The 21,200-nt window shown below is 68.5% G+C and carries 24 protein-coding genes; 10 read left to right on the top strand and 14 right to left on the bottom strand.

Annotated elements, in window-relative coordinates; all coding sequences use genetic code 11:
- Positions 1-32: 32 nt before the first annotated feature.
- From ACFWIW_RS30135 to ACFWIW_RS30120, 4 genes are all read right to left on the bottom strand, one after another.
- Positions 33-1,772, bottom strand: coding sequence for a hypothetical protein (locus ACFWIW_RS30135; protein ID WP_378371587.1), 1,740 nt, complete (start codon positions 1,770-1,772; stop codon positions 33-35).
- A gap of 113 nt (positions 1,773-1,885) precedes the next feature.
- Positions 1,886-2,995, bottom strand: a complete 1,110-nt coding sequence (locus ACFWIW_RS30130) for a bifunctional RNase H/acid phosphatase (RefSeq protein ID WP_378371586.1) — start codon at positions 2,993-2,995, stop codon at positions 1,886-1,888.
- Positions 2,992-3,729: a zinc ribbon domain-containing protein gene (locus ACFWIW_RS30125; RefSeq protein WP_378371585.1), complete on the bottom strand. Its 738-nt coding sequence runs from the start codon at positions 3,727-3,729 to the stop codon at positions 2,992-2,994. The genes ACFWIW_RS30130 and ACFWIW_RS30125 overlap by 4 nt, the downstream gene beginning before the upstream one ends.
- 17 nt (positions 3,730-3,746) lie before the next feature.
- The gene (locus ACFWIW_RS30120; protein WP_378371584.1) at positions 3,747-4,568 is read right to left on the bottom strand and encodes a Nif3-like dinuclear metal center hexameric protein; all 822 of its coding nucleotides are present in this window, start codon (positions 4,566-4,568) and stop codon (positions 3,747-3,749) included.
- Between the two features lie 31 nt (positions 4,569-4,599).
- Between ACFWIW_RS30120 and ACFWIW_RS30115 the strand changes: the two genes are divergently transcribed.
- Positions 4,600-5,154: a chorismate mutase gene (locus ACFWIW_RS30115; RefSeq protein WP_378371583.1), complete on the top strand. Its 555-nt coding sequence runs from the start codon at positions 4,600-4,602 to the stop codon at positions 5,152-5,154.
- A gap of 292 nt (positions 5,155-5,446) precedes the next feature.
- Here the strand turns inward: ACFWIW_RS30115 and ACFWIW_RS30110 are convergent, their stop codons facing one another.
- Positions 5,447-5,767, bottom strand: a complete 321-nt coding sequence (locus ACFWIW_RS30110; RefSeq protein ID WP_240595448.1) for a hypothetical protein — start codon at positions 5,765-5,767, stop codon at positions 5,447-5,449.
- Positions 5,768-5,897: 130 nt separating this feature from the next.
- Between ACFWIW_RS30110 and ACFWIW_RS30105 the strand changes: the two genes are divergently transcribed.
- The 3 genes from ACFWIW_RS30105 to ACFWIW_RS30095 are packed head-to-tail and all read left to right on the top strand — an operon-like array spanning position 5,898 to position 7,879.
- Entirely contained in the window at positions 5,898-6,359 is a 462-nt protein-coding gene (locus ACFWIW_RS30105) for a low molecular weight protein-tyrosine-phosphatase (RefSeq protein WP_378371582.1), read from the top strand.
- A 23-nt stretch (positions 6,360-6,382) separates the two neighbouring features.
- Positions 6,383-7,204: an SURF1 family protein gene (locus ACFWIW_RS30100; protein ID WP_378371581.1), complete on the top strand. Its 822-nt coding sequence runs from the start codon at positions 6,383-6,385 to the stop codon at positions 7,202-7,204.
- 54 nt (positions 7,205-7,258) lie between these two features.
- Positions 7,259-7,879: an FMN-binding negative transcriptional regulator gene (locus tag ACFWIW_RS30095; protein WP_378371580.1), complete on the top strand. Its 621-nt coding sequence runs from the start codon at positions 7,259-7,261 to the stop codon at positions 7,877-7,879.
- 353 nt (positions 7,880-8,232) lie between these two features.
- Here the strand turns inward: ACFWIW_RS30095 and ACFWIW_RS30090 are convergent, their stop codons facing one another.
- Positions 8,233-9,186 carry a CobD/CbiB family cobalamin biosynthesis protein gene (locus ACFWIW_RS30090; protein ID WP_172843527.1) on the bottom strand — a complete coding sequence of 318 codons (954 nt, stop codon included), beginning with the start codon at positions 9,184-9,186 and terminating at the stop codon, positions 8,233-8,235.
- 38 nt (positions 9,187-9,224) lie between these two features.
- Complete coding sequence (locus ACFWIW_RS30085) at positions 9,225-9,920, bottom strand: FadR/GntR family transcriptional regulator (RefSeq protein WP_378371579.1); 696 nt, start codon at positions 9,918-9,920, stop codon at positions 9,225-9,227.
- Between the two features lie 103 nt (positions 9,921-10,023).
- Between ACFWIW_RS30085 and ACFWIW_RS30080 the strand changes: the two genes are divergently transcribed.
- From ACFWIW_RS30080 to ACFWIW_RS30065, 4 genes are all read left to right on the top strand, one after another.
- Complete coding sequence (locus tag ACFWIW_RS30080) at positions 10,024-10,518, top strand: gluconokinase (RefSeq protein WP_378371578.1); 495 nt, start codon at positions 10,024-10,026, stop codon at positions 10,516-10,518.
- Positions 10,515-11,882 carry a gluconate:H+ symporter gene (locus ACFWIW_RS30075; RefSeq protein WP_378371577.1) on the top strand — a complete coding sequence of 456 codons (1,368 nt, stop codon included), beginning with the start codon at positions 10,515-10,517 and terminating at the stop codon, positions 11,880-11,882. The genes ACFWIW_RS30080 and ACFWIW_RS30075 overlap by 4 nt, the downstream gene beginning before the upstream one ends.
- 119 nt (positions 11,883-12,001) lie before the next feature.
- Positions 12,002-12,328: a helix-turn-helix transcriptional regulator gene (locus tag ACFWIW_RS30070; protein WP_037316906.1), complete on the top strand. Its 327-nt coding sequence runs from the start codon at positions 12,002-12,004 to the stop codon at positions 12,326-12,328.
- On the top strand, positions 12,325-12,834 hold the full coding sequence (locus ACFWIW_RS30065) for an SRPBCC family protein (RefSeq protein WP_378371576.1): 510 nt from the start codon (positions 12,325-12,327) through the stop codon (positions 12,832-12,834). The genes ACFWIW_RS30070 and ACFWIW_RS30065 overlap by 4 nt, the downstream gene beginning before the upstream one ends.
- A 57-nt stretch (positions 12,835-12,891) precedes the next feature.
- Here the strand turns inward: ACFWIW_RS30065 and ACFWIW_RS30060 are convergent, their stop codons facing one another.
- The 6 genes from ACFWIW_RS30060 to ACFWIW_RS30035 are packed head-to-tail and all read right to left on the bottom strand — an operon-like array spanning position 12,892 to position 19,670.
- Positions 12,892-13,896: an N-acetylglucosamine kinase gene (locus ACFWIW_RS30060; protein WP_378371575.1), complete on the bottom strand. Its 1,005-nt coding sequence runs from the start codon at positions 13,894-13,896 to the stop codon at positions 12,892-12,894.
- Positions 13,881-15,146: a 6-phospho-beta-glucosidase gene (locus ACFWIW_RS30055; protein WP_378371574.1), complete on the bottom strand. Its 1,266-nt coding sequence runs from the start codon at positions 15,144-15,146 to the stop codon at positions 13,881-13,883. The genes ACFWIW_RS30060 and ACFWIW_RS30055 overlap by 16 nt, the downstream gene beginning before the upstream one ends.
- The gene (locus tag ACFWIW_RS30050; protein ID WP_378371573.1) at positions 15,143-16,036 is read right to left on the bottom strand and encodes a carbohydrate ABC transporter permease; all 894 of its coding nucleotides are present in this window, start codon (positions 16,034-16,036) and stop codon (positions 15,143-15,145) included. The genes ACFWIW_RS30055 and ACFWIW_RS30050 overlap by 4 nt, the downstream gene beginning before the upstream one ends.
- A complete protein-coding gene (locus ACFWIW_RS30045) occupies positions 16,033-17,022 on the bottom strand; it encodes a carbohydrate ABC transporter permease (protein WP_378371572.1) in 990 nt (329 codons plus the stop codon). The genes ACFWIW_RS30050 and ACFWIW_RS30045 overlap by 4 nt, the downstream gene beginning before the upstream one ends.
- Positions 17,023-17,026: 4 nt before the next feature.
- On the bottom strand, positions 17,027-18,409 hold the full coding sequence (locus ACFWIW_RS30040) for an extracellular solute-binding protein (protein WP_378371571.1): 1,383 nt from the start codon (positions 18,407-18,409) through the stop codon (positions 17,027-17,029).
- Between the two features lie 10 nt (positions 18,410-18,419).
- Positions 18,420-19,670 (bottom strand): ROK family protein, encoded by a 1,251-nt coding sequence (locus ACFWIW_RS30035; protein ID WP_378371616.1) that lies wholly within the window; start codon positions 19,668-19,670, stop codon positions 18,420-18,422.
- 372 nt (positions 19,671-20,042) lie between these two features.
- Between ACFWIW_RS30035 and ACFWIW_RS30030 the strand changes: the two genes are divergently transcribed.
- Together ACFWIW_RS30030 and ACFWIW_RS30025 are read left to right on the top strand one after the other, a co-directional pair.
- Positions 20,043-20,423: a TetR/AcrR family transcriptional regulator gene (locus ACFWIW_RS30030; protein WP_378371570.1), complete on the top strand. Its 381-nt coding sequence runs from the start codon at positions 20,043-20,045 to the stop codon at positions 20,421-20,423.
- Complete coding sequence (locus tag ACFWIW_RS30025) at positions 20,420-20,782, top strand: hypothetical protein (RefSeq protein WP_378371569.1); 363 nt, start codon at positions 20,420-20,422, stop codon at positions 20,780-20,782. The genes ACFWIW_RS30030 and ACFWIW_RS30025 overlap by 4 nt, the downstream gene beginning before the upstream one ends.
- 162 nt (positions 20,783-20,944) lie before the next feature.
- On the opposite strand, the gene ACFWIW_RS30020 is transcribed toward ACFWIW_RS30025, so the two are convergent.
- A complete protein-coding gene (locus tag ACFWIW_RS30020) occupies positions 20,945-21,190 on the bottom strand; it encodes a hypothetical protein (RefSeq protein WP_378371568.1) in 246 nt (81 codons plus the stop codon).
- Positions 21,191-21,200: the final 10 nt, after the last annotated feature.

Below are 21,200 nucleotides of genomic sequence, written 5' to 3'. Positions count from 1 at the left end.
ACGGTTAGAACCGTCCTTGCCACTCACGAGGCCTACTGAGGCAGGTAGACGGTCTGGCCCGGGTGCATGGTCGGGCCGCAGTCCTTGAGCGGCCCGCCGAAACGCGCCTTCTCGACGTCCGGCATGGTCTTCGCGGCGTAGTCCCGGACGGCCTTCAGCTTCTCCGGGCTGGAGACGGCGTCCTTGCGCACGAAGTCGCCGTTGCGCGGCCCGCTGCCCGGGTACACGAAGATCGGCTCGTAGTCGCGGTCGATCCGCGGGTCGACGGTGATGCCGTTGCCCGCGGCCCACGGGCCCCACGAGTGGATGAAGGTCGGCTTGACCTTGTCGAACACGTAGTCGCGCAGCCCCGGCAGGTCGCCCTTCTTGAGGAAGTCCGCGACGTCCGCCTCGACCAGCCCGGCCATGTCGACCAGGTGCAGGCGGCTGGTCATCGACGAGCCGCCGAGGTCCGGCAGCAGCAGCGACGCCTGCTGGAGGCCGAGGATGTCGGCCATGGTGTTGAAGCCGCGGCCGAAACGGTCGGCGATGAGGCACGCGGGCACCGTCGGGACCTCTTGGAACTTCTTCGACGCCGACGCGAAACCCATCCCGGACGGGATCGCGGCCGCGACCAGCACGAGCACCACGACGATCCGCAGCACAGCTCGCGACCGGCGCAGCAGTTCGCCGGCGGCCAGCGTTCCCGCCAGCACCGAGAGGATCCAGATCGGGGTCGCGAAGCGGTGCTGGCCCATCCAGTCCGGGACCATCACGCCGTACGCGACGATGCCCAGCGCCAGCGGCACCAGCAACGCGATGAGCGCGCGCCGCCATTCCGCCCGGACCAGCGCGTACCCGATGGTCAGCGCCAGCAGGATCGTCCCGGCGACACCGACGTAGCCGACCAGCTCGAAGGGCTGCTTCAGCGCCGAGAGACCGGGCAGGCCCTGTCCCTTCGCGATGGACGGGTTCGCCAGCAGCCTGCCGAACTCCGTGATCCGCCAGGCGAGATACGCCCCGAACGGGATCGCGAACGCGACCACGGACACCACGACGAGTTTGACGCTCTGCCCCAGCAGCGGCTTTCGCAGCTGGAACAGGACGACGAGCGGATACGCGCCGCCGTAGATCAGGCCTTCTGGGCGGGTCAGCGCGGCGAACGCGACCAGGATCCCGGACCAGACGGCGACCTTCGCGGTGAGCACGGTGTCCTTGCGGACCGCCACGAACAGCAGGACGGCCAGCCAAGCGACGGCCATCCCGAACAGCGAGTTCTCCAGGCCGGAGATCGTCCAGATGACGAACGACGGGATCGCGGCCAGCGTCAGCCCGACGACCAACGTCGCCAGCCAGGCGAAGCGCGCGAAGATCTGCTTCGCCGCGATGTGGCACGCGGCCAGCGTCCCGGCGGTGAACAGCAGCCCCAGCAGCTTCGGGAACAGCACGTAGTCGGGCAGGCCGAACAGCATGCCGCTGTCGAAGACGCCGACGAGCTTGCCGAGCACCAGCGCCACCAGCCAGGTGGAGTTCGACCAGCCCTCGACCGACGGCTGCCCTTGCTGCAACACCGGCCCGAGCCCGTCGGCGAAGCTGCGCGCGTAGGAGAAGGTGATGGCCGCGTCGTCGACGATCCAGTGGCCGTAGAGGGTGGCGTGCCAGGCGACGGCCGCCACCCCGGCGAGCACCGCGAGGTACGGGGCGATGCGGGCGGCCAGGCCACGACGGGCCGGCGTCTCCGCCGGGTCGGGCACGTCTTTTTCGGAAGCTTCGCTGAGTGCGCTCGCCGTCATGTCCCCGTCTTTGCCTTTTCGCTCACGTGCCGTCGCCGAAACTGTAGCCAATACCCCATCGGCGGCTCGCGACACGTCATATCCAGGCGTGATCCGCGCCACACCTTCCCCGGCTAGGAAAGATGCGAGATGTCGTTCACCAACCGGACCGAGGCGTTGCCGTCCGGGTAGAACTCGACGATCGACAGCGACGCCAGGTCCAGATGCAGGCGGAAGAGCAGCGACGGCCCGGCGTCCAGGCCCATCCGCAGCAGCGCCTTGATCGGCGTGACATGGCTGACCACGACGATCGTCCGGCCGCCGTACTTCGCGATCAGCTCGTCGCGGGCCTTGCGGACCCGCCGGTGGACACCGTCGAAGCTCTCGCCGCCCGGCGCCGCGATCGAGGTGTCGGAAAGCCAGCTGGTCTGGAACTCGGGATCACGGTCCATGGCCTCTTTGAAGGTGAGGCCCTCCCAGTCGCCGAAATCGGTCTCGATCAGCCCGGGGTGGGTCTCGACCCGGCCGCCGAGCGCGTCCGCGATCGCCTGCGCGGTCTGCTGGGTGCGGATCAGCGGCGAGGCGACGATCGGCGCCGCCTCGCCGTCGACGACCAGGCCCTCCATCGCGCCGAGGCGTTTCGCCGCGGCGGCCGCCTGCTGCTTGCCGTGCTCGGTGAGGGGCACGTCGCCGCGGCCGGAGTAGCGCTTCTCGACCGACATCGCCGTCTGGCCGTGCCGCACGAGGAGCAGTTTGGTCGGTGTCCCGGTCGCGCCGGTCCAGCCGACGGGGCTGACCCTGTCCTGTTTCACGGTCTTCTTCGGCGCTTCGGCCTGCTTCCCGGCGTCCATCGCTTCGTTCGCGAGCCCGTCGGCGTGGGAGTTCTCCGCGCGCGGGATCCACTCGTAGCGCACGCGCGAGAACCGCGCCGCCAGCTCCTTGGCCTCGGCGTTCAGCGGCTGCATCGACGGATGCTTGACCTTCCAGCGCCCGGACATCTGCTCCACCACGAGCTTCGAGTCCATCCGCACGTCCACTGTGGACGCTCCGAGCTCGGCGGCCGCGGCGAGCCCGGCGATCAGGCCGCCGTACTCGGCGACGTTGTTGGTCGCGATGCCGACGTAGGCCTTGCGCTCGGCGAGCACCTCGCCGGTGGCCGCGTCCTTGACGACCGCGCCGTAGCCGGCGGGCCCCGGGTTGCCCCGCGAACCGCCGTCGGCCTCGACGAGCACGTGGTCGGTCACAGGCCGGACTCCAGCGTGCGCACCAGGATGGCGCCGCAGTTCTCGCACTGGATGACGTTGTCCTCGGGGGCCGCCTTGATCTCGGCGATCTCGCGGCGGTCGATGTCGAGCTGGCACGCGCCGCAGCGGCGGGCCCGCAGCAACGCCGCGCCGATGCCCTTGTGCGCCCGGACCCGCTCGTAGAGCTTCAGCAGGTCTTCCGGGAAACGCGGCAGGAGCTTGGCGCGGTCTTCGTCGCGGCGCGCCTTCGTGGTGTCGAGATCGGTGAAGTGCTCGTCGCGGCGTCCGATGGCTTCGGCGACCTCGGCTTCGGCCTTCGCGACCTCGGCGCTGGTGCGCTGGGCGTCGAGTTCGAGCGCCTCGCGGCGTTCCATCAGCTCGAGCAGGTCGTCCTCCAGCGCGGACTGACGCCGGTTGAGGCTGTTCAGCTCGTGCTCGATGTCGGTCATCTGCTTCGCCGCGACGGAACCCGATTCGAGAAGCTTGCGGTCGCGGTCTCCGCGAGCGCGCACCGACTCGATCTCCTTCTCCTGGCGGGCGATCTCGCGGTCGAGGTCGGACGCCGCCGTCTGGACCGAGACCAGCGCGTCACGTCGTTCGCGCACCGTCTTCTCGCCCGCGTCGATCTCGGCGATCTCCGGCAGGGTTCGGCGGCGGTGGGCGGTACGCGAGAGTTCGGCGTCCACCTTCGCGAGTTCGAGCAGCTGGCGCTGGACGGCGGGGTCGGCCTTCACGGTGCTCCTTGTAGTTCTTAGTGCTCGGTTCGGGTGGCCCGTAGCGTCCACGGGTCGGTGCACCGCGTGGAGACGTGAACGTCGACGTTACCCGCAAACGCGGCGCGGACGACGCCCGAGGCTTGCTCGCACCACGGCCACTCGCTCGCCCAGTGCGTGACGCCGACCAGGGCGGGGACTTCGGCGATGTCCGCGAGGTGCTCGCCGGCGGGATGATGCCGGAGATCGGCGGTGACGTACGCGTCGACCCCGGCGGCGGTGGCCCGCTTGAGGTAGCTGTCGCCGGAACCGCCGGAGACGGCGACGCGGCGGATCGGGCGGGCCGGATCGCCCGCGCCGTAGACGCCGGGCTCCGTACGGGGCAGGGCGTTCGCGACGCGTTCGACGAAGGTGGAAAACGGTTCGGGCGCGGGCAGTTCGCCGATGCGGCCGATGCCGGTGACGCCGTCTTCGCGAGGGTCGAGCGGGCCGAGGACGGTCAGGCCGATGGCGTCGGCGAGCGCGTCGGAGACACCGGGCGAGGCGGAATCGGCGTTGGTGTGCGCGCAGTAAAGGGCGACACCGGCACGGATGAGGCGGTGCACGAGGCGCCCCTTCGTGCTGTCCGCCGGCACGCCGTGGACGCCGCGCAGCAGCAGCGGATGATGCGCGACGATCAGCTGCGCGCCGCCGTCGATCGCCTCGTCGACGGTCTCGTCGACCGGGTCGACGCAGAACAGGACCTTGTCCACGTGCTCGGCCGGGTCGCCGCAGACGAGTCCGACGGCGTCCCACGATTCGGCGAGTTCGGGCGGGTACGCCTGCTCCAAGGCGGCGATGACTTCGGCTAGCGCGGGCACCCGGGGATTTTCGCATGTAGCGTTTCCGGGCATGCGACTTCGGGTGCTCTGTGCCGCTTCGCTGCTTCTCGTGGTGCTACCCGCGCCGGCTTCGGCGTCTCCGGGGCTCTGGGAACTCACCGACCTGGCCGCTCAGCGCGTGCGGATCGCCGACAAGGTCGCGGCCGCGAAGTTCGGGACGCCGTCGCCGATCGACGACCCGGTGCGCGAACAGCAGATCCTCGACTCGGTGGCCGCGAAGGCGCCCGGCCTCGGTCTCGCCCCGGCCGATGTGGTGCGGTTCTTCCGCGACCAGATCGAGGCGAACAAGGTCGTGCAGCGCGGCCTGTACGCGCTCTGGACCGAGCACCCGGGCACGCGGCCGCCCGGACGACCCGATCTGGGGACCGAGGTGCGGCCGGTGATCGACCGGCTCAACGCGGGTCTGCTCACGGAACTCGCGGAGACACGGGAGGCGCGGGCGCAGCGGTCGTGCGATACGCGGCTCGCGGTCACGGTGCGGCTGGTCGACGCGCAGCGCGGGCTGGACCGGTTGCACTCGGGGGCGCTTTCGGAGGCCGTGGGGTCGGCCTGTTCCCGCTCCTGACCTGCGGGTGGGGAGCAAGGGACCTTTGCTACCACGGGCGCTCGGCGGGGGGTGTGTGGAAATAGGGACGTTGAGTGTCCCTATTTCCACACACCCCCTACCGCGAGTAAGTGACTGTGTGGATTTCGGTGCGTTGGGTGACCTGAAATCCACACAGTGCCCGCGGCAGGAAGCAAGGGACCTTTGCTACCACTTGAGCCGCCACGGCTCGCGCCGCGTGTTGCGAAAGCCACTTTCGCAACCTTCAACGTTGCGAAAGTGGCTTTCGCAACCTCCCGGCCTGCACCCCGGCTCAGTCCAGAGCCTTCGCGTCCTTGCTGATCGCCCAGCGGCCGGCCGCGCGCATCACGCGCCCCGTCCACAGCACCGCGCGATAGGCCTTCGTCGCCTGATCGGGGACGTCGGGCCGCACGACCTCGTACGGCGCGACGGACGCGCTCGACCGGAGGTGCAACGGCATCCTGGTCATCGCCTCTTTCGGCGATCTCGCCTGGACGAAGTGATGCTCCGACAGGATCCGCCCGACCTCGTAGGGGTGCGGAAGCTTGACGGTGATGCGGTACCAGCGGAGCCCGGTTGCCGGCGACTCGACGCTGGGTGTTGGTGCGCTCATACGCGACCTTCCTGCGTGTTTCTCTCCAGGAGGTCTACTCCCGCTTCGTCCCGGCTTTCCAGCTTCGCGCGCCCGGTAGCCGTTCGGAGCCGGTGAGCGGTCGATCTCCGGCGGCCTTCACACTGATCAGGTGCTGCACATCGTCTTCGTCTGTTCCGGCAACATCTGCCGCTCCCCGATGGCCGAGCTCGTCTTCCGCGCGAAGGCCGAGGAGGCTGGTCTCGATCACCTCGTGCGGGTGTCCAGCGCGGGCACCGGCGGCTGGCACGTGGGCGAAGCCGCGGACAAGCGGGCCCGCGCGAAGCTGGCCGAGCACGGTTACCCGACCGGCCACGTCGCGGCCGAGGTCGACCGCGGGCATCTGGCCGCCGACCTGCTGCTCGCGGCGGACGAGGGACACCTGTCGTTCCTCCGGCGCAAGGTGTCGGACCCGGCGAAGGTCCGCTTGCTGCGCGAATTCGATCCGACCGCGCCCGAAGGCGCCGAGGTCCCGGACCCGTACTACGGCGAGGACGACGGTTTCGAGGACGTCCTCGGCATGATCGAGCGAGCCGTTCCGGGCCTGCTCGACTGGGTGCGCGCACACGCCTGAGGCCGACCGCTTACCGTGGTGGGGTGCGGTTGAAGTTCCTGCTGAAGCCCGGGTGGCTGGCGTTGACGTTGGTGGTGTTCACCTTCGCCATCACTTGTTTCACCCTGCTGGCGCCTTGGCAGTTCTCCCGCAACACCGAACGCGAGCATCAGAACGCCGCGCTGCGGGAGTCGTTCTCCGGGCAACCGCGCTCGTTGGAGGAGCTGCTCCCCAACGGAGCCGTGCCTGATCAGCGCACCGAATGGCACCTGGTCGCGATGAAGGGCACGTATCTGCCCGAGGGCGAGGTCGTGGCCCGTCTGCGCTCCGTACAGGGCGAAGCGGCCTACGAAGTCCTCACGCCGTTCCGGACCGTCGAGGGCACGATCGTGCTGGTGGACCGCGGGTACGTCCGGCTCGACGACAAGTCGCGCGCGCTCCCCTTCGCCCCGCCTCCCGCCGGAACGGTCGACATCGTCACGCGCGCCCGCCACGACGAGAAGGACGGGAAGAACCGCGACGCCTTCGCCGACGAGTCGACCGGCGGGAAGCTGCAGAGTTACGTCGTCGATTCGCAGGTCGTCGCGCGGGCCGCGAAGCTGGACATCCGTCCGGGTTACTTCCAGCTCGACGTGAACCAGCCCGGCGTGCTGGGCGCGCTGCCGCTGCCGCAGACCGACGCCGGGCCGTTCTTCTCCTACGCCCTGCAGTGGATCGCGTTCGGCGCGATGGCGCTGATGGGATGGCTGTACTTCACCGTCCGCGAGCTGAAGCCGGGCGGCGCGCTGGCCACGGAACGGCCGCAGCGACGCAAGAGCGTCGCGCAGATGCTGGCCGAGGACGAACGCTCCGAAGTGGCCACCTGATCTGATCCGAAAATGGACCTTTCGCAGGTCCATTCGGCGTGATGCCCTTCCAGCATGCTGATTCACCCGTGGGACGCCGCCCACGACGACGCCGAATGGCGGGCCTGGCTCTCGACGCACGACTTCGGCCAGCTGATCGCCGGCGGCGCGGGCCGTGACCTGCCGATCGTCAATCCGGTGCATTTCGTCTACGACGGCGATCGGACGGTCCTGCTGCACCTCGCGCGCCCCAACCCCGTCTGGCCACTGCTGGAGGAACACCCGCGCGCGCTGCTCGCGGTGATCGACGAGCACACCTACATCCGCTCCGACTGGAACACCCCGGCCGACCCGCCGCACGGCGTGCCCACGTCGTACTACTCGTCCGTCCAGCTCGAATGCGACGTCCGGCTGATCGACGACGCCGCGGAGAAGGCCGTGCTCCTCGACCGGCAGCTCGCGCATTTCGAGCCCGGTTCGGGGAGGTCGGGGGTGAGCGCGACCGAGGCGCCGGACAAGCGGCTGCTCCCCGGCATCCGCGGGGTCGAACTGACCGTGACCGGGGTGCGGGCGAAGTTCAAGTTCGGCGGGAACAAGCAGCCGGGCGACCGGTCACGGATCGCCGCGGAGCTCGCGCGGCGTGACGGGCCGATGGACGCGCGGGCGCGGGCGCGGCTGGCTCAGCGGGAGCGGTAGCAAAGGTCCCCTGCTCTCTTTTCGCAGGTCAGCGGGCCAGGTGGTAGCAAAGGTCCCTTGCTCCCCCGCGCGAAGACCGTGTGGTTTCGGGTCACCCAACGCAACGAAACCCACACGGTCACCACGCTGAGTAGGGGGTGCGTGGAAATAGGGACACTCAACGTCCCTATTCCCACACACCCCACCCGTCGCACAGCCCGCAGACACTGTGTGGATTTTGGGACATCTGATGTCCCAAAACCCACACAGTCAGCTCCCCGGCGACAGCAAAGGTCCCCTGCTCTCTTTTCGCAGGTCAGCAGGCCAGGTGGTAGCAAAGGTCCCTTGCTCCCCCGGAGCCGGGAAACAGCAGGTCAGCGCCGTCGCCGCAGCCCGACGAGACCCGCCAGAACGACCGAGCTGAGAGCGCCCAGCCACCCGACCACCCGCGAAAGCTCCACGGCCCGCGTCACATGCCCGGCGTCCGGGTTGCGGCCGATGCCGAGCACCGGCAGTTCCTCGACCCCGTGCGGATACACCGTCCGCCCGCCGACGCGGATCTCCAGCGCCCCGGCGAACGCGGCCTCGACGCGGCCGGCGTTCGGGCTCGGATGCGCGGTGGTGTCGCGCCGCCACGCCCGCCACGCGCCGCCCGCCGAGCCGCCGACGACCGGCGCCGCGAGCACCGTCAGCCCCGCCGCGACCCGCGTCGGCACGAGATGGACGATTTCGTCCAGCCGGGCGACGAGCCACCGGTATCGCTCGGGGCGCCCGCGGCCGATGCCGCGCAGCAGGCTGATCGCGCGCGAGCCGAGCAGTCCGGGCACACCGGCCAGCGCTCCCCACACCAGCGGCGCGATGACGACGTCCGCGGTGTTCTCGGCGAGGGTTTCCACCGAAGCGCGCGAGAGGCCGATGACGCCGAGGTCGTCGGCGACTCGCGGATCCAGTGTGGACAGTGTGCCGCGCGCGGTCTCGAGTTCGCCTTCTTCGAGGTCGCGGGCCAGCGAGGTGCCGTGCGCGGCCAGTCCGGCGGCGCCGAGGACGGCCCAGGTGGTCACCGCGGTCGTGGTCGCCTGCAGGACGGGGCTGCGCCGTCCCGCCCGCTCGGCGAGCACACCCGCCAGCACGGCGGAGCCCGCGAGGCCACCGGTCCACAGGACCCCGGCCACCGGATGCTTCGACCGGACCTTCGCGTCCACCGCCGAAGCCGCCCTGGCGAACGCCGTCACCGGACGCCGCGACCGAGGGTCCCCGATCGCCCCGTCCGCGGCCACCCCCAACACCAAGCCGATCGCGCGTGCCGCGCTCACCGTCGCCCCCTGCATGCAGTATCCCTCGAAGACCTGCAGAGATTACTCGAAGATCATCCGTCCAGAAGGACGGCCATCTCGTCACGCGCTTGGATGACGATGTCCCGCATGGCGCGTTCGGCCCGGTCGGGGTCACCGGTGTCGACGGCCATCGCGACCTCGACGTGCAAGGCGACGGCCTCGGGCTGCGGCTCCTCCGGCATCAGCCCGTGCCCGGTGCGCCCGGCGAGCACTTCGGCGACGACCGCCGAAAGCTGGGCGAACATCGGATTCCGCGACGCGGACAGCAGCAGATCGTGGAAAGCGACGTCGTGCCCGAGGAAGGTGGCGAGGTCCCGCCGGTGCGCCGTCTCCTCCAGCCGCTTCGCCAAGGCTCGGAGGCGGCCGCCCTCTTCCGGTGTCGCCCGCAGCGCGGCGTACCGGGCGGCGCACGGTTCCACACCGGAACGCAGTTCGGTCAGGGTGCGCAGCGCGGTCTTGCGCTCGGAGCCGTCGAGTTGCCAGCGGAGCAGTCGCGGGTCGTAATGGTTCCACTCGCTCGGCTCGCGCACGATCACCCCGACCCGGCGTTTGCTGCTGGTCAGGCACATCGTTTCGAGGACTCGCACCACCTCGCGCGCCACCGTGCGGGACGCGCCGAACCGCTCTTGGAGCTCCTCCGAGCGCAGCACGGAACCCGGCGGGAGCTCCCCGTTCGCGATCGCGGAGCCGAGCGCATCGAGCACTTCGGCATGCCTGTCGTTGCCCACCAGGCGACTCTAACGTTCTGACTCGATTAAGTAGTACTTGATGTTGCTTAAGTAGTACTTTTGAGCTGTACTCGTCCCGGCTACAACGACGTGGGAGGTACGGATGACCGTCATCGTGGTGATGGGTGTTTCCGGCTCGGGCAAGACGACCGTGGGCACGGCACTCGCCGAACGCCTCGGCGTCGATTACGCCGAAGCGGACACGTTCCATCCGAAGGCGAACATCGACAAGATGAGCTCCGGCCACCCGCTGAACGACGAAGACCGGCAACCCTGGCTCGAAGCCATCGCCACCTGGATCTCCGACCACCAGTGCTCAGGCGGCGTCGTGACGTCTTCCGCGCTCAAGTATCGCTACCGCGACATCCTGCGTGGCGGCGGGAAAGTCTGGTTCCTGCACCTCCACGGCGACCGTGACCTGCTCGCCGATCGGATGAAGACCCGCTCCGGCCACTTCATGCCGGTGTCCCTTTTGGACTCCCAGCTCGCCGACCTCGAGCCGCTGCGGCCGGACGAGCACGGCCTCGTCGCCGACATCGCGAAGAAGCCGGAAGAGATCGTCGAAACCGCCCTTTCCGTTTTCAAGGACCGCCGATGACCACCACTCTCGCCGCCGCCTGGACCGGACACGACACCCGACTCATCGGCGCGACGGTGCTCGCCATCGCCGTGATCGTCGTCCTGATCACCAAGGCGAAGCAGCATCCGTTCCTCGCCCTCATCCTCGGCTCCGGCGTGCTCGGGCTCGTCGGCGGCATGCCGGTGGACAAGCTGATCAAGAGCTTCAGCTCCGGCGTCGGTTCGACCGTCGCCTCGGTCGGTGTGCTGATCGCGCTCGGCGCGATGCTCGGCAAACTGCTCGCCGACTCCGGCGGCGCCGACCAGATCGTCGACACCATCCTGCGCCGCGCGGGCGACCGTGCCCTGCCGTGGGCGATGGCGCTGGTCGCCGCGCTGATCGGGCTGCCGATGTTCTTCGAGATCGGCCTGGTCATGCTGATCCCGGTGATCCTGCTGGTCGCCAAGCGCACCGGGAAACCGTTGCTGATGCTGGGAATCCCCGCGCTCGCCGGGCTTTCGGTGCTGCACGGTCTCGTCCCGCCGCACCCCGGACCGCTCGCCGCCGCGGGCGCGCTGAACGCGAACGTCGGCCTCACCCTCGCCTTCGGCCTGCTCGTCGCGATCCCGACGGTGATCATCGCCGGACCACTGTTCGGCAAGCTGGCCGCGAAGATGGTCCCGGACGCCGTCGCGCCGGAGCGGCTCATCCCGGAATCGTCCTCTTCGGACGGACGGCGGCCGGGCTTCCTCGCGACCCTGTCGACGGTGCTGCTGCCGGTCGTGCTCATGATGGGCAAGGCGCTCGCGGACATCCTGCTGACCAAGGAGAACCACCTCCGCCGCGTGCTGGACTTCATCGGCGACCCGCTGGTCGCGCTGCTCGCCGCGGTGCTGCTCGGCATGCTCACCCTCGGCAAGTCCGCGGGTTTCACGAGGGACAAACTGTCGTCCACGGTGGCCGATTCGCTGCCGCCGATCGCCGGCATCCTGCTCATCGTCGGCGCGGGCGGCGGGTTCAAGCAGACCCTCGTCGACGCCGGGGTCGGCAACGTCATCACCAGCCTGGCCACCGGCGCGAACCTGTCGCCGCTGCTGCTCGGCTGGCTGGTCGCGGTCGCGATCCGGCTCGCCACCGGCTCCGCGACGGTCGCCACCGTGTCCGCCGCGGGCATCGTGGCCCCGCTCGCGGCGACCATGGATCCGTCGCACAGCGCGCTGCTGGTGCTGGCGATCGGCGCCGGCTCGCTGTTCTTCTCCCACGTCAACGACGCCGGATTCTGGCTGGTCAAGGAGTACTTCGGGCTTTCGGTCGGGCAGACGCTCAAGAGCTGGTCGATCATGGAGACGGTCATCTCCGTGGTCGCGATCGCGCTGATCCTGCCGCTGGGCGCCTTGCTGTAGCCGAGCCACCTCGCGCGTGAAGGCCCCCTTCCCTCTGCTGAGCCGAGGGAAGGGGGCCTTCACGCGCTCCCGGAAACTTCTGCTTGACACGTGACCTTTTGGTCACCTATTCTTCCGATGTGCCCGACGACGACCTGGTTTTCAAGGCCCTGGCGGATCCGACCCGCCGGTTCCTGCTCGACCAGCTGTTCGCGCGTGACGGCCGCACGCTGACCGAGCTCGAGTCCGAAGTGGACATGAGCCGGTTCGGCGTGATGAAGCACTTGAAACTGCTGGAAGAAGCCGGACTTGTCGTCACGCGCAAGGAGGGCCGGGAGAAGAAGCATTTCCTCAACCCGGTACCGATCCGGCAGATCCACGACCGGTGGATCGACAAGTTCACCGAGCGCAACGTGACCGCGTTGCTCGACCTCAAGGCCGAACTCGAGAACGAGGAGCCCTCATGACCGACACCCAGGTTTACCGCGTCTACATCAAGGCCACCCCGGAGAAGATCTGGGACGCGATCACGAAGCCCGAGTGGTCACAGAAGTACGGCTACACCGGTCTTGTCGACTTCGACCTGCGGCCGGGCGGCAAGCACGCCACCCACCCGACGCCCGAGTACGTCGAAGCGGGCTTCACCAACGACTTGGTCGACGGCGAGGTCCTGGAGGTGGATCCGCCACGCAAGCTGGTCATCACCTGGAAGCTGCGGATGGACCCGGCCTTCGACAAGGAGCCGTACACCAAGCTCACCTACGAGATCGAAGAGACCAAGACCGCGGGCACCCGGCTGACCGTCACCCACGACGTCACCGACGCGCCGACGACGGCCGCCCTGGTCAACGGCTCGCAGGAGGACATCAACGCCGGGCCGGGCGAGAACGCCGGTGGCGGCTGGGCGTGGATCCTGTCGGACCTCAAGACGCTGCTGGAGACGGACGAGCCGCTCGTCCCCGCCGCCTCCTGAGCGCGTGAAGGCCCCCTTCCCTCGGCTCAGCCGAGGGAAGGGGGCCTTCACGCGCGATCAGACCCGTTTGGTCGCGGCCTTCAGCGCAGCTTTGGCCGTGCCGGCGGCGCCGATGGTGTCCAGCGCGAACAGCGCCGCACCGACCACGGGGGCCACGTCGACCACCTGGATCGAAGCCCGCGGAGCCACCTTCAGGCACCGCCGTTCGATCTCGGCGATCACCTGTGCGCCGACTCCGGTCAGCACTCCCCCGCCGAGGATGACTTCGGGCGCCTCCTCGGTGAGTTCGAGCCGCCGCAGGATGACCGACACCAGCAGGGCGACCTCTTCGACGAACCGGTCGACCACGTCCTGCGCCACCTCGTCGCCGTCCGCCGCGACGGCGAACAGCAGCGGGCACAGGCCGTGGATCGAATCCGAATGCAGATCCTGGAAGTGCAGGCGCTGCACCACGTCCAGCACCGAGGACGCCTTGAAGTGCGCGGTGACAGCGGCTTGCAGGGCCGTGCCCGGACCGCGGCCGTCCTCGGCGCGGACTGCCCACCACAGGGCCTCCTCGCCGAGCCGGTAGCCGCCGCCCCAGTCGCCGGAGATCTTGCCCAGCGCGGGAAACCGGTGTTCACGACCGTCGGCGCTGACCCCGGCGCCGTTGATCCCGGCGCCGCACACCACCGCCACGCCCGTCCCGTCGGAACTGCCCGCGCGCAGCAGCGCGAGCGTGTCGTTGCCGACGATCAGCGTGTCGCTCCAGCCGCGCGCCGCCAGCGCGGCGTGCAGGATCGCTTCCTCCCGAGGGAAATCCAGCCCCGCGAGATAGGCCGACGTATGTGTCGCGAAAGGACGGTCGTCGGGAAGCCCTGCCCCGCGAAGGGCTTCCAGCACCAGCTTCTCCAACGCTTGGACGCTGCCGTCGACCCCGATGTTCTGCGGGGACGCGCCCGGTCCCCGCGACTGCCCGAGCACCCGGCCGTCCCGCGAGACGATCAGGACGTCGGTCTTGCTGTTGCCGCCGTCGATCGCGACGACGACGTCCTGTGAGCCGGCCGTCATGCCCCCGCCCACGGCAGGAACTCACGGTTGATCTTCACCAGCGTGTCGGCGAGCTGATCGGCCTTCGTGTACTGGCCGACCAGCGGATGCGCGAGCAACGCGTCGGCCACCCTGTCCCGGCCACCCTTGATCGCCGCCTCCAGCGCGAGATGCTCGTACGCGGTCACCCCGGCGATGAGCCCGGCGAACCGCTGTTCCACCGGTGGCTGCGGGATCGGACGCGGACCCTCACCGTCCACAAGGGACGGGACCTCGATGACGGCGTCGTCCGGCAGGAAGTCGAAAGTGCCTTCGTTGCGGACGTTGACGACATGCTCTTCGGCGGGACCACCCGAGGTGAGCGCGTGCACGAGCTGCACCGCGGCCTCGGAATAGTAGGCACCGCCCCGCTTTTCCAGCTGCTCCGGTTTGGTCACCACCTCCGGGTCGAGGTACACCTTGAGCAGTTCTTCCTCGACATCGCTCACGACGTCCGCGCGCGGCCGCTCGGTGCGCTGCTTGGCGACCTGCTCGTCGTGCCCGTAGTAGTACTTCAGGTAGTACGACGGCACGACGTTCATCCGCCGCATCCATTCGACCGGCGCGGTGACGTGCTCGCCGAGGAATTCCGCGTGCTCCGCCAGTAGCTCCGGCAGCCGGTCCTCGCCGTTGACGAGCACCTTTCGTTCCCAGCTCAGGTGGTTCAGTCCGGTGTGGACGAGTTTGACGTCGTCGATCCCGGCCCCGAGCAGATGCGCGAACGTGCGCTGGAGGTGGATCGCGACGTTGCAGAGGCCGACGGCGCGGTGGCCCTCGTTCAGCAGCGCGCGGGTGACGATGCCGACAGGGTTGGTGAAGTTGACGATCCAGGTGTCGTCCCCGGCGATCTTCCGGACCCGGTCGGCGATGTCGAGCACCACCGGCACGGTGCGCAGCGCCTTCGCGAGGCCGCCCGCGCCCGTGGTCTCCTGTCCGACACAACCGCAGGCGTGCGGGAACGTCTCGTCCCCGCGGCGCGCGCGCTGCCCGCCGACCCGCAGCTGGATGAGCACCGCCGACGCGCCGTCGACGCCCTCTTCGAGGCTCGAAGTGGTGCGGACCCGCGCCGGATGCCCGGCGTGGCTCAGCAAACGATTGCTGAAGTCCCCGACCGCCTCCACCCGGTACGCGTCCGGATCGATCAGCACGATCTCGTCGACGTCCAAAGTGGACCGCCGACCGGCGATCCCGTCGATCAGCTCGGGTGTGTAAGTGGACCCACCACCGACGACTGCCAGTTTCATCCCTTGACCCCTGTGAATGTGATGCCCTTGACGAAGGACTTCTGCGCGAACACGAACAGCACGATCACCGGCAGCATGATCAGCGCGGTGGCCGCCATGGTGAGGTTCCATTCCACATGGTGCATACCGCGGAACGACGCGATCGCCAGCGAGAGCGGCCAGTTGTCGCGGGTCTCACCGGTGTAGAGCAGCGGACCGAAATAGTCGTTCCAGGTGAACAGGAAGCAGAACATCGCGGTGGCCGCGATACCCGGCTTCGCCATCGGGATCAGCACCTTGACCATCGCCTGGAACTCGTTGCAGCCGTCGATCTTCGCGGCTTCGAGGTAGTCCTTCGGAATGGTGAGGAAGAACTGCCGCAGCAGGAAGATCGAGAACGCGTCGAAGAAGAAGTACGGCACGATCAGCGGCACCAGGGTGCCGGTGAAACCGAGCCGCACCCACAGGTCGTACAACGGCACGACGGTGACCTGCGGGGGCAGCATCATCGCGGCCATGGTCAGCATGAAGAACAGGTTCTGCCCGCGGAACTTCAGCTTCGAAAGCGCGTACGCCGCCGGGATCGCCGAGACGAGCGCCCCGACGGTGGCCAGCGTCGAATACAGGATGCTGTTGCCGAAATACTGCAGCAGCGGCGCCTTCTCGAACACCTCGATGAAGTTCTCGAAGTGCCATTCCTTCGGCCAGAAATTCGACGAAAGCGCCTGATCGCTGGACATCACCGCGGTGAGGAACACGAACAGGATGGGCAGCATGAAGATCACGCCCATCGCGATGCCGACGCTGTGCGTCGCGATCCAGTGCAGCTTCTTGTCCCATTGGCGCCGCATCCGCACCTTCGGCGGTTCGGACGCGGGGGCGGTGTGCCGGGGCTCGGCCAGTGTGGTCATCCGCCCTCCTCCTGATGCTGGGTCTTGCGAAGCTGCCGCACGAGAATCCAGGTGAACCCGGCCGAGACGATGAAGAGCAGGACCGCCATCGCCGCCGCGTAACCCATGTTGAAGTACCGGAAACCCTGCACGTACAGCCAAACCGGATAGGTCAGCGTCGAATTCTGTGGTGCGCCGATGAATCTCGTGTTGCCCGCGACGTCGGCCGCACCCGCGGCCGCCGATCCCGCGACGATCGCCTGCGTGAAGAACTGCAACGCGAAGATCATCGAGTTGACGATGCCGAACAGCAGCACCGGCGAGATCGACGGGAGCGTGACATGCCAGAACCGGCGGACCGGGCCCGCGCCGTCGAGTTCGGCGGCCTCGTACTGTTCCTGCGGCACGTCGAGCAGCGCGGCGAGGATGATGATCATCAGCTCGCCCGAACCCCACATCACCAGCAGGGTCAGCGCGGGCTTCGACATCGCCGGATCGTTGAACCACAGACCGCCGTCGATGCCGACCGCGCGCAGGAAGGCGTTGACCGGGCCGTATTCCGGGTTGAACAGGAACACGAACGCCAGCGTCGCCGCGGCGGGCGGGGCGAGCGAGGGCAGATAGCAGAGCGTCCGCACCAGGCCGACACCCGACTTCAGCCGCGAGATGATCGACGCCACCCCGAGCGCGAACACGACCCGGCAGAACGTCAGCACGATCACCAGCCACAACGTGTTGTACGCGGCGGTGCCGACCAGCTGTTCGCTGGTGAACATGCGGATGTAGTTGTCGAAGCCGATGAACTCGGGCGCGTTGATCAGGTCGTAGCGGGTGAACGAGTAGTAGAGCGTGGCGATCAGCGGGTACCCGAAGAAGATCAGGAAACCCAGCATCGCCGGTGCGATGAAGTAGAAGACGGTGCGACGGCGGCGCGCCGCGTTCCCCTTCCGCGTCCGGGTGGACGCGGAAGGGGAGGCGACCGCCCTGGAATCCAGGGTCGAAGTCATGCGATCAGCCGCCGGCGCGTTTCTGGGCGAGCTCGTCGTTGATCTGAGCGTCGACCTGCTTGAGCCCCGCGATCATGTCGGGGACGTTGCCCGCCTGCCACTTCTCCGCGAAGTCGTTGACGGCCTTCAGATGCGCGTCACCGATCGGGGTCGACGGGTTGGGCATCAGCTTCCCGCCGTTGTACAGATCGAGGAACGTCTTGAACTCCGGCGTGACCTCGAGCTTCGGGTCGGTCAGCGCGGCCTTGGTGCTCGGCACGTTCTTCAGGCCGTTCGACAGCTCGACCAGCGTCGAGGTGTCGAGGGTGACCTGCTTGATCAGTTCCCAAGCCGCGCCGGGGTTCCTGGCGCCCTTGGGGATCGCGATGATCGTGCCCGTGGTGAACGCGCCGCCGTAGCGGTCCGGCTTGCTGTCCAGCACCGGCGGGGCCGCGGTGCCGAACTTGAGCTCCGGCGCCTGGTCCTTGATGAACGCGGTGCGGTACTCGCCGTCGATCATCATCGCGAGCTTGCCGCGCTGGAAACCGTGGTCCGCCGAGTATTCCTCGCCGAGACCGGCCTTGAACTGCTCGACCTTGGCGTGGCCGCCGTAGAAGTCGACCAGCTGCTTCTGGAAGTCGAACATCGCCTTCCACTCGGGACTGTCGGCGAGGTGCGACTGGCCGTCGGCGCCGAGGTAGGTGGCGCCGAAGTTCGGGGCCCAGTACTGCGCCATGTTGGCGTAGAACGGCATCGACGGCAGGAAACCGGCGACCTTGATGGAGCCGTCCGCGTTGAACTCGGTCAGCTTCTTGGTGGCCTCGAACAGTTCCGAGGTCGTCTTCGGCGGCGACGTGATGCCCTTCGCCGCGAACATGTCCTTGTTGTAGTAGAAGCCGTAGACGTCGGCGAGCAGCGGCATGGCGCAGCGCTTGCCCTGGTATTCGGTGTAGCTGCGGACGGCGTCCGGGATCTGGTTCAGATCGATCTTGTCGCGGTCGATGTAGGGCTTGAGATCCTGGAAGCTGCCCGTGGAGCACCACGCGCCGAGGTTGTCGGTGAAGAACGAGATCGCCACGTCCGGCGGGTTGCCGCCGCGGATGGACTGGGTGATCTTGTCGTCGTCCTGCTGGCCTTCGTGCTTGATCTCGATGTTCGGGAACTTCGCCTTGAGCTTGTTGAGCCCGGCGGTGACCACGTTGTACTCACGGTCGGTGAACTTGCTGTAGACGGTCAGCGTGAGCTTCGCGTCCGCGGCGGGGGCGGCCGCCGCGTCGCCCGCCCCACCGTTCGGGCCGCTTGCGGCACCCGAACAGGCGGACACCAGCGCGGCGACGGTGACCGCGCCGAGCACTATCGAGCCGCGCCAACGGCGGCCGCTTCTCCGAACCTGGGTCGTGGAACTCATGACCCTCCTCCTAGTTGGTTGGGGCGGGAGACGGTGGTTCTGTTCGTGAATCCGGGACAGCCACGATCGGGTTCGGCTCTCCCGCCCCGGACCGTCTCGGCCCGAGGAGCGAAGGGGTGTTGACGCCGAAGACGTCCCTGCGGACGGTGGCGAGCGCCGATTGCAGCGCGCCCGCGCGGACCGCGTTGCCCTGCACCGAAGCGACCCCGACCGGGGTGCGGGGCAGGACCAGTTCGTGCAGCCTTTTCGCGACCAGCGCGGCGAATTCGTCGCCACCGGCCCGGCTGGTGTCACCGGAAAGAAGCACGAGTTCGGGGTCGACGACCGCGATCAGGCTGGCCGCTCCGCCCGCGACACGGCGGGCGAGGTCGTCGAGGAAGGCATCGTTGCGGCTTTCGCGGGCCTTGGTGACCGCGTCCGCTCCGGTCCCGGCCTCGATACCGTGCGCGGCGGCCAGCTCGACGACGGCCGGTGACGCGACGAGGTCGCCGAAGCGATCTCCCTCGCGGGTCTTTTTCTTCGCCGTGGCAACGGAAACCGGGTCGGGGACGCGCATCCAGTCGATCTCGCCGCCACCGCCGGTCGCGCCGCGCAACAGCCTGCGGCCGACCACCACCGCGCCGCCGACGCCGTCGCTGAGCCAGATCATCACGAAGTCGTCGAGCCCGACGGCCTGGCCGACCGTCATCTCCACGATCGCGACGAGGTTGACGTCGTTCTCGATGGTGACCTCGACGCCGAGCTCCGCGCTGAGCCTGCGCGGCACGTCGAAACCGAGCCAGCCGGGGATGTGCGGTGCCGAGGAGAGCAGGCCGGTGCGGGGATCGAAGGCGCCTTGCGCGCCGATGACGACGTGGCGGAGGTCGGTGGTGGCGAGCCCGGCTTCGGTGGCGACGTGGGTGAGCGCCGCGCCGAACGTGCCGACGACGTCCGCGCCCTCGTGGACCGGCAGCGGGACCTGGTACTCGGCGAGCACCGCGCCCGTGACGTCGGAAACGACGAAATCGGCTGTTTGCGGGGTCAGATCCACGGCCGCGACGTAGGCGACGCCGCCGTTGACCTGCCAGAGCTGTGCCCTCGGGCCGCGGCCCCCGCCGCGGACGCCCGCCTTCGTGACGATGTCGTCCTGTTCGAGACGGGTGAGCAGCTGCGCCGTCGCGGGCTTCGACAGGCCGATGGCGACCTCGAGCTCGGAGCGCGTCAGAGGACCGTCCTTGAGGAGGACCTCGATGGCCGCGCGATCGTTGATCTCGCGCAGCATTCGCGGACTGCCGGCTCGCACTGGGGCTCTCTCCCGACTTCGTTAGGAAACTTTACAGACGGTTTCCGGGGACTGTAGTGAGCCGAGCCACAGTCGTCAACGGGGCCGGGAAACGGGGAGGTAACGCTTGGGATGTCCCGCACAGTGGGTATGCGCACCGGCGCGGAGGGTGGCCACCACGTGATTGGACGGACGACACGCGTGATCCGATGGACGGCACACGTGACTGGCCGGACGGCTCGAACGTCAACCGCGTGCCGTCCGTCCAATCACACGTGCCGTCCGTCTAATCACACATGCCGTCCGTTCAAGCACGCGTGACCGCCATCGGAGTTCTTGACCGGTCATTCTTGAATGACTATTCTCAAACCCATGGCCCGGCCACGACAGTTCGACGAGACGACCGCGATCGAAGCCGCGGCGGCGGTCTTCCGGCAGCGGGGATACCACGCGACCTCGGTCGATCACCTCGTCGAGGCGACGGGTGTCCACCGGGGAAGCCTGTATGGCGCGTTCGGCAGCAAGCACGGCCTGTTCGCCCGGGTGCTGGAACACGTCGCCAACGATCAGGACGACACCGGGCGGCTCGACGTCCTGCTGATCGCTCTGCTCGAACTCGCCCCCGACGACGAGCGGCTGCGCGCCCGGGTCCGAGCCGTCGTCCAGGACCTCGGGACGACCCCGGACCAGCTGGGACGACGGCTGCTGGCCCGTGCCGGATTGCCGGATATCGACAACGGAGGAACGACATGAGCAACAACCGGATCACCATCACCGGAGACCGCCTGGTGGTCGAGCCGGTGGGGATCGACAAGATCTGGTCCTTCACCCGGCGGCTCGAAATCCCGCTCGCCCACGTACGCGGCGCGACACACGATCCGGGGATGCGCGACGAGCCGAAGGGGTGGCGCGGGCCGGGTCTGCGGATCCCCGGGAAACTCGCCGGCACCTTTCACGCCGACGGCGACCGGCAGTTCTGGAACATCTCCGGGTTCGACAACACGGTCGTCATCACCCTCGACGAGGCCGAGGATTTCAACCGGCTCGTGCTCACGGTCGACGATCCCGCCGAGACCGTCACGGCCGTCAACAACGCGATCGCGCTCGCCTGACGACCCGCTTGAGTCCGTGAAGGCCTCCTTGAGGGACTCTGGGTCCCTCAAGGAGGCCTTCACGGACTGTTTGGCCTATCCGGCGTCGGGCGTCGGGCTTGCCGGTCGCGGCATCCGATGCCCCCACCGCGCGAAACCGCCCTTCGGCGACGCGGTGATGAATCAGAAGTTGGGCTGCACGTACAGGTCGTACACCCAGGGGAGCGTGGGCGAGGGGTAGCACATCCACCCGTTCCAGTCCCCGGCGATCTGGCCGTGGTGGCCGGTGATGCCGCAGTCCTCCTGGCTGTACGAACCGAAGTACTCGTAGTCCGAGGCCTGCGCCGCTCCCGCGTTCACGGCGCTGAACGAAACGATGGCCGCGGCAGCGGCTCCGGCGACGGCGAACCGCCGCAAGGTGTTCTTCATGCTTTCCCCA

The organism is Amycolatopsis sp. NPDC058340, assembly GCF_042723975.1.
Classification (GTDB): Bacteria; Actinomycetota; Actinomycetes; order Mycobacteriales; family Pseudonocardiaceae; genus Amycolatopsis.
The sequence above is the reverse complement of the archived record's forward strand: the minus strand, read 5'-3'. Positions and strand labels throughout refer to the sequence as shown.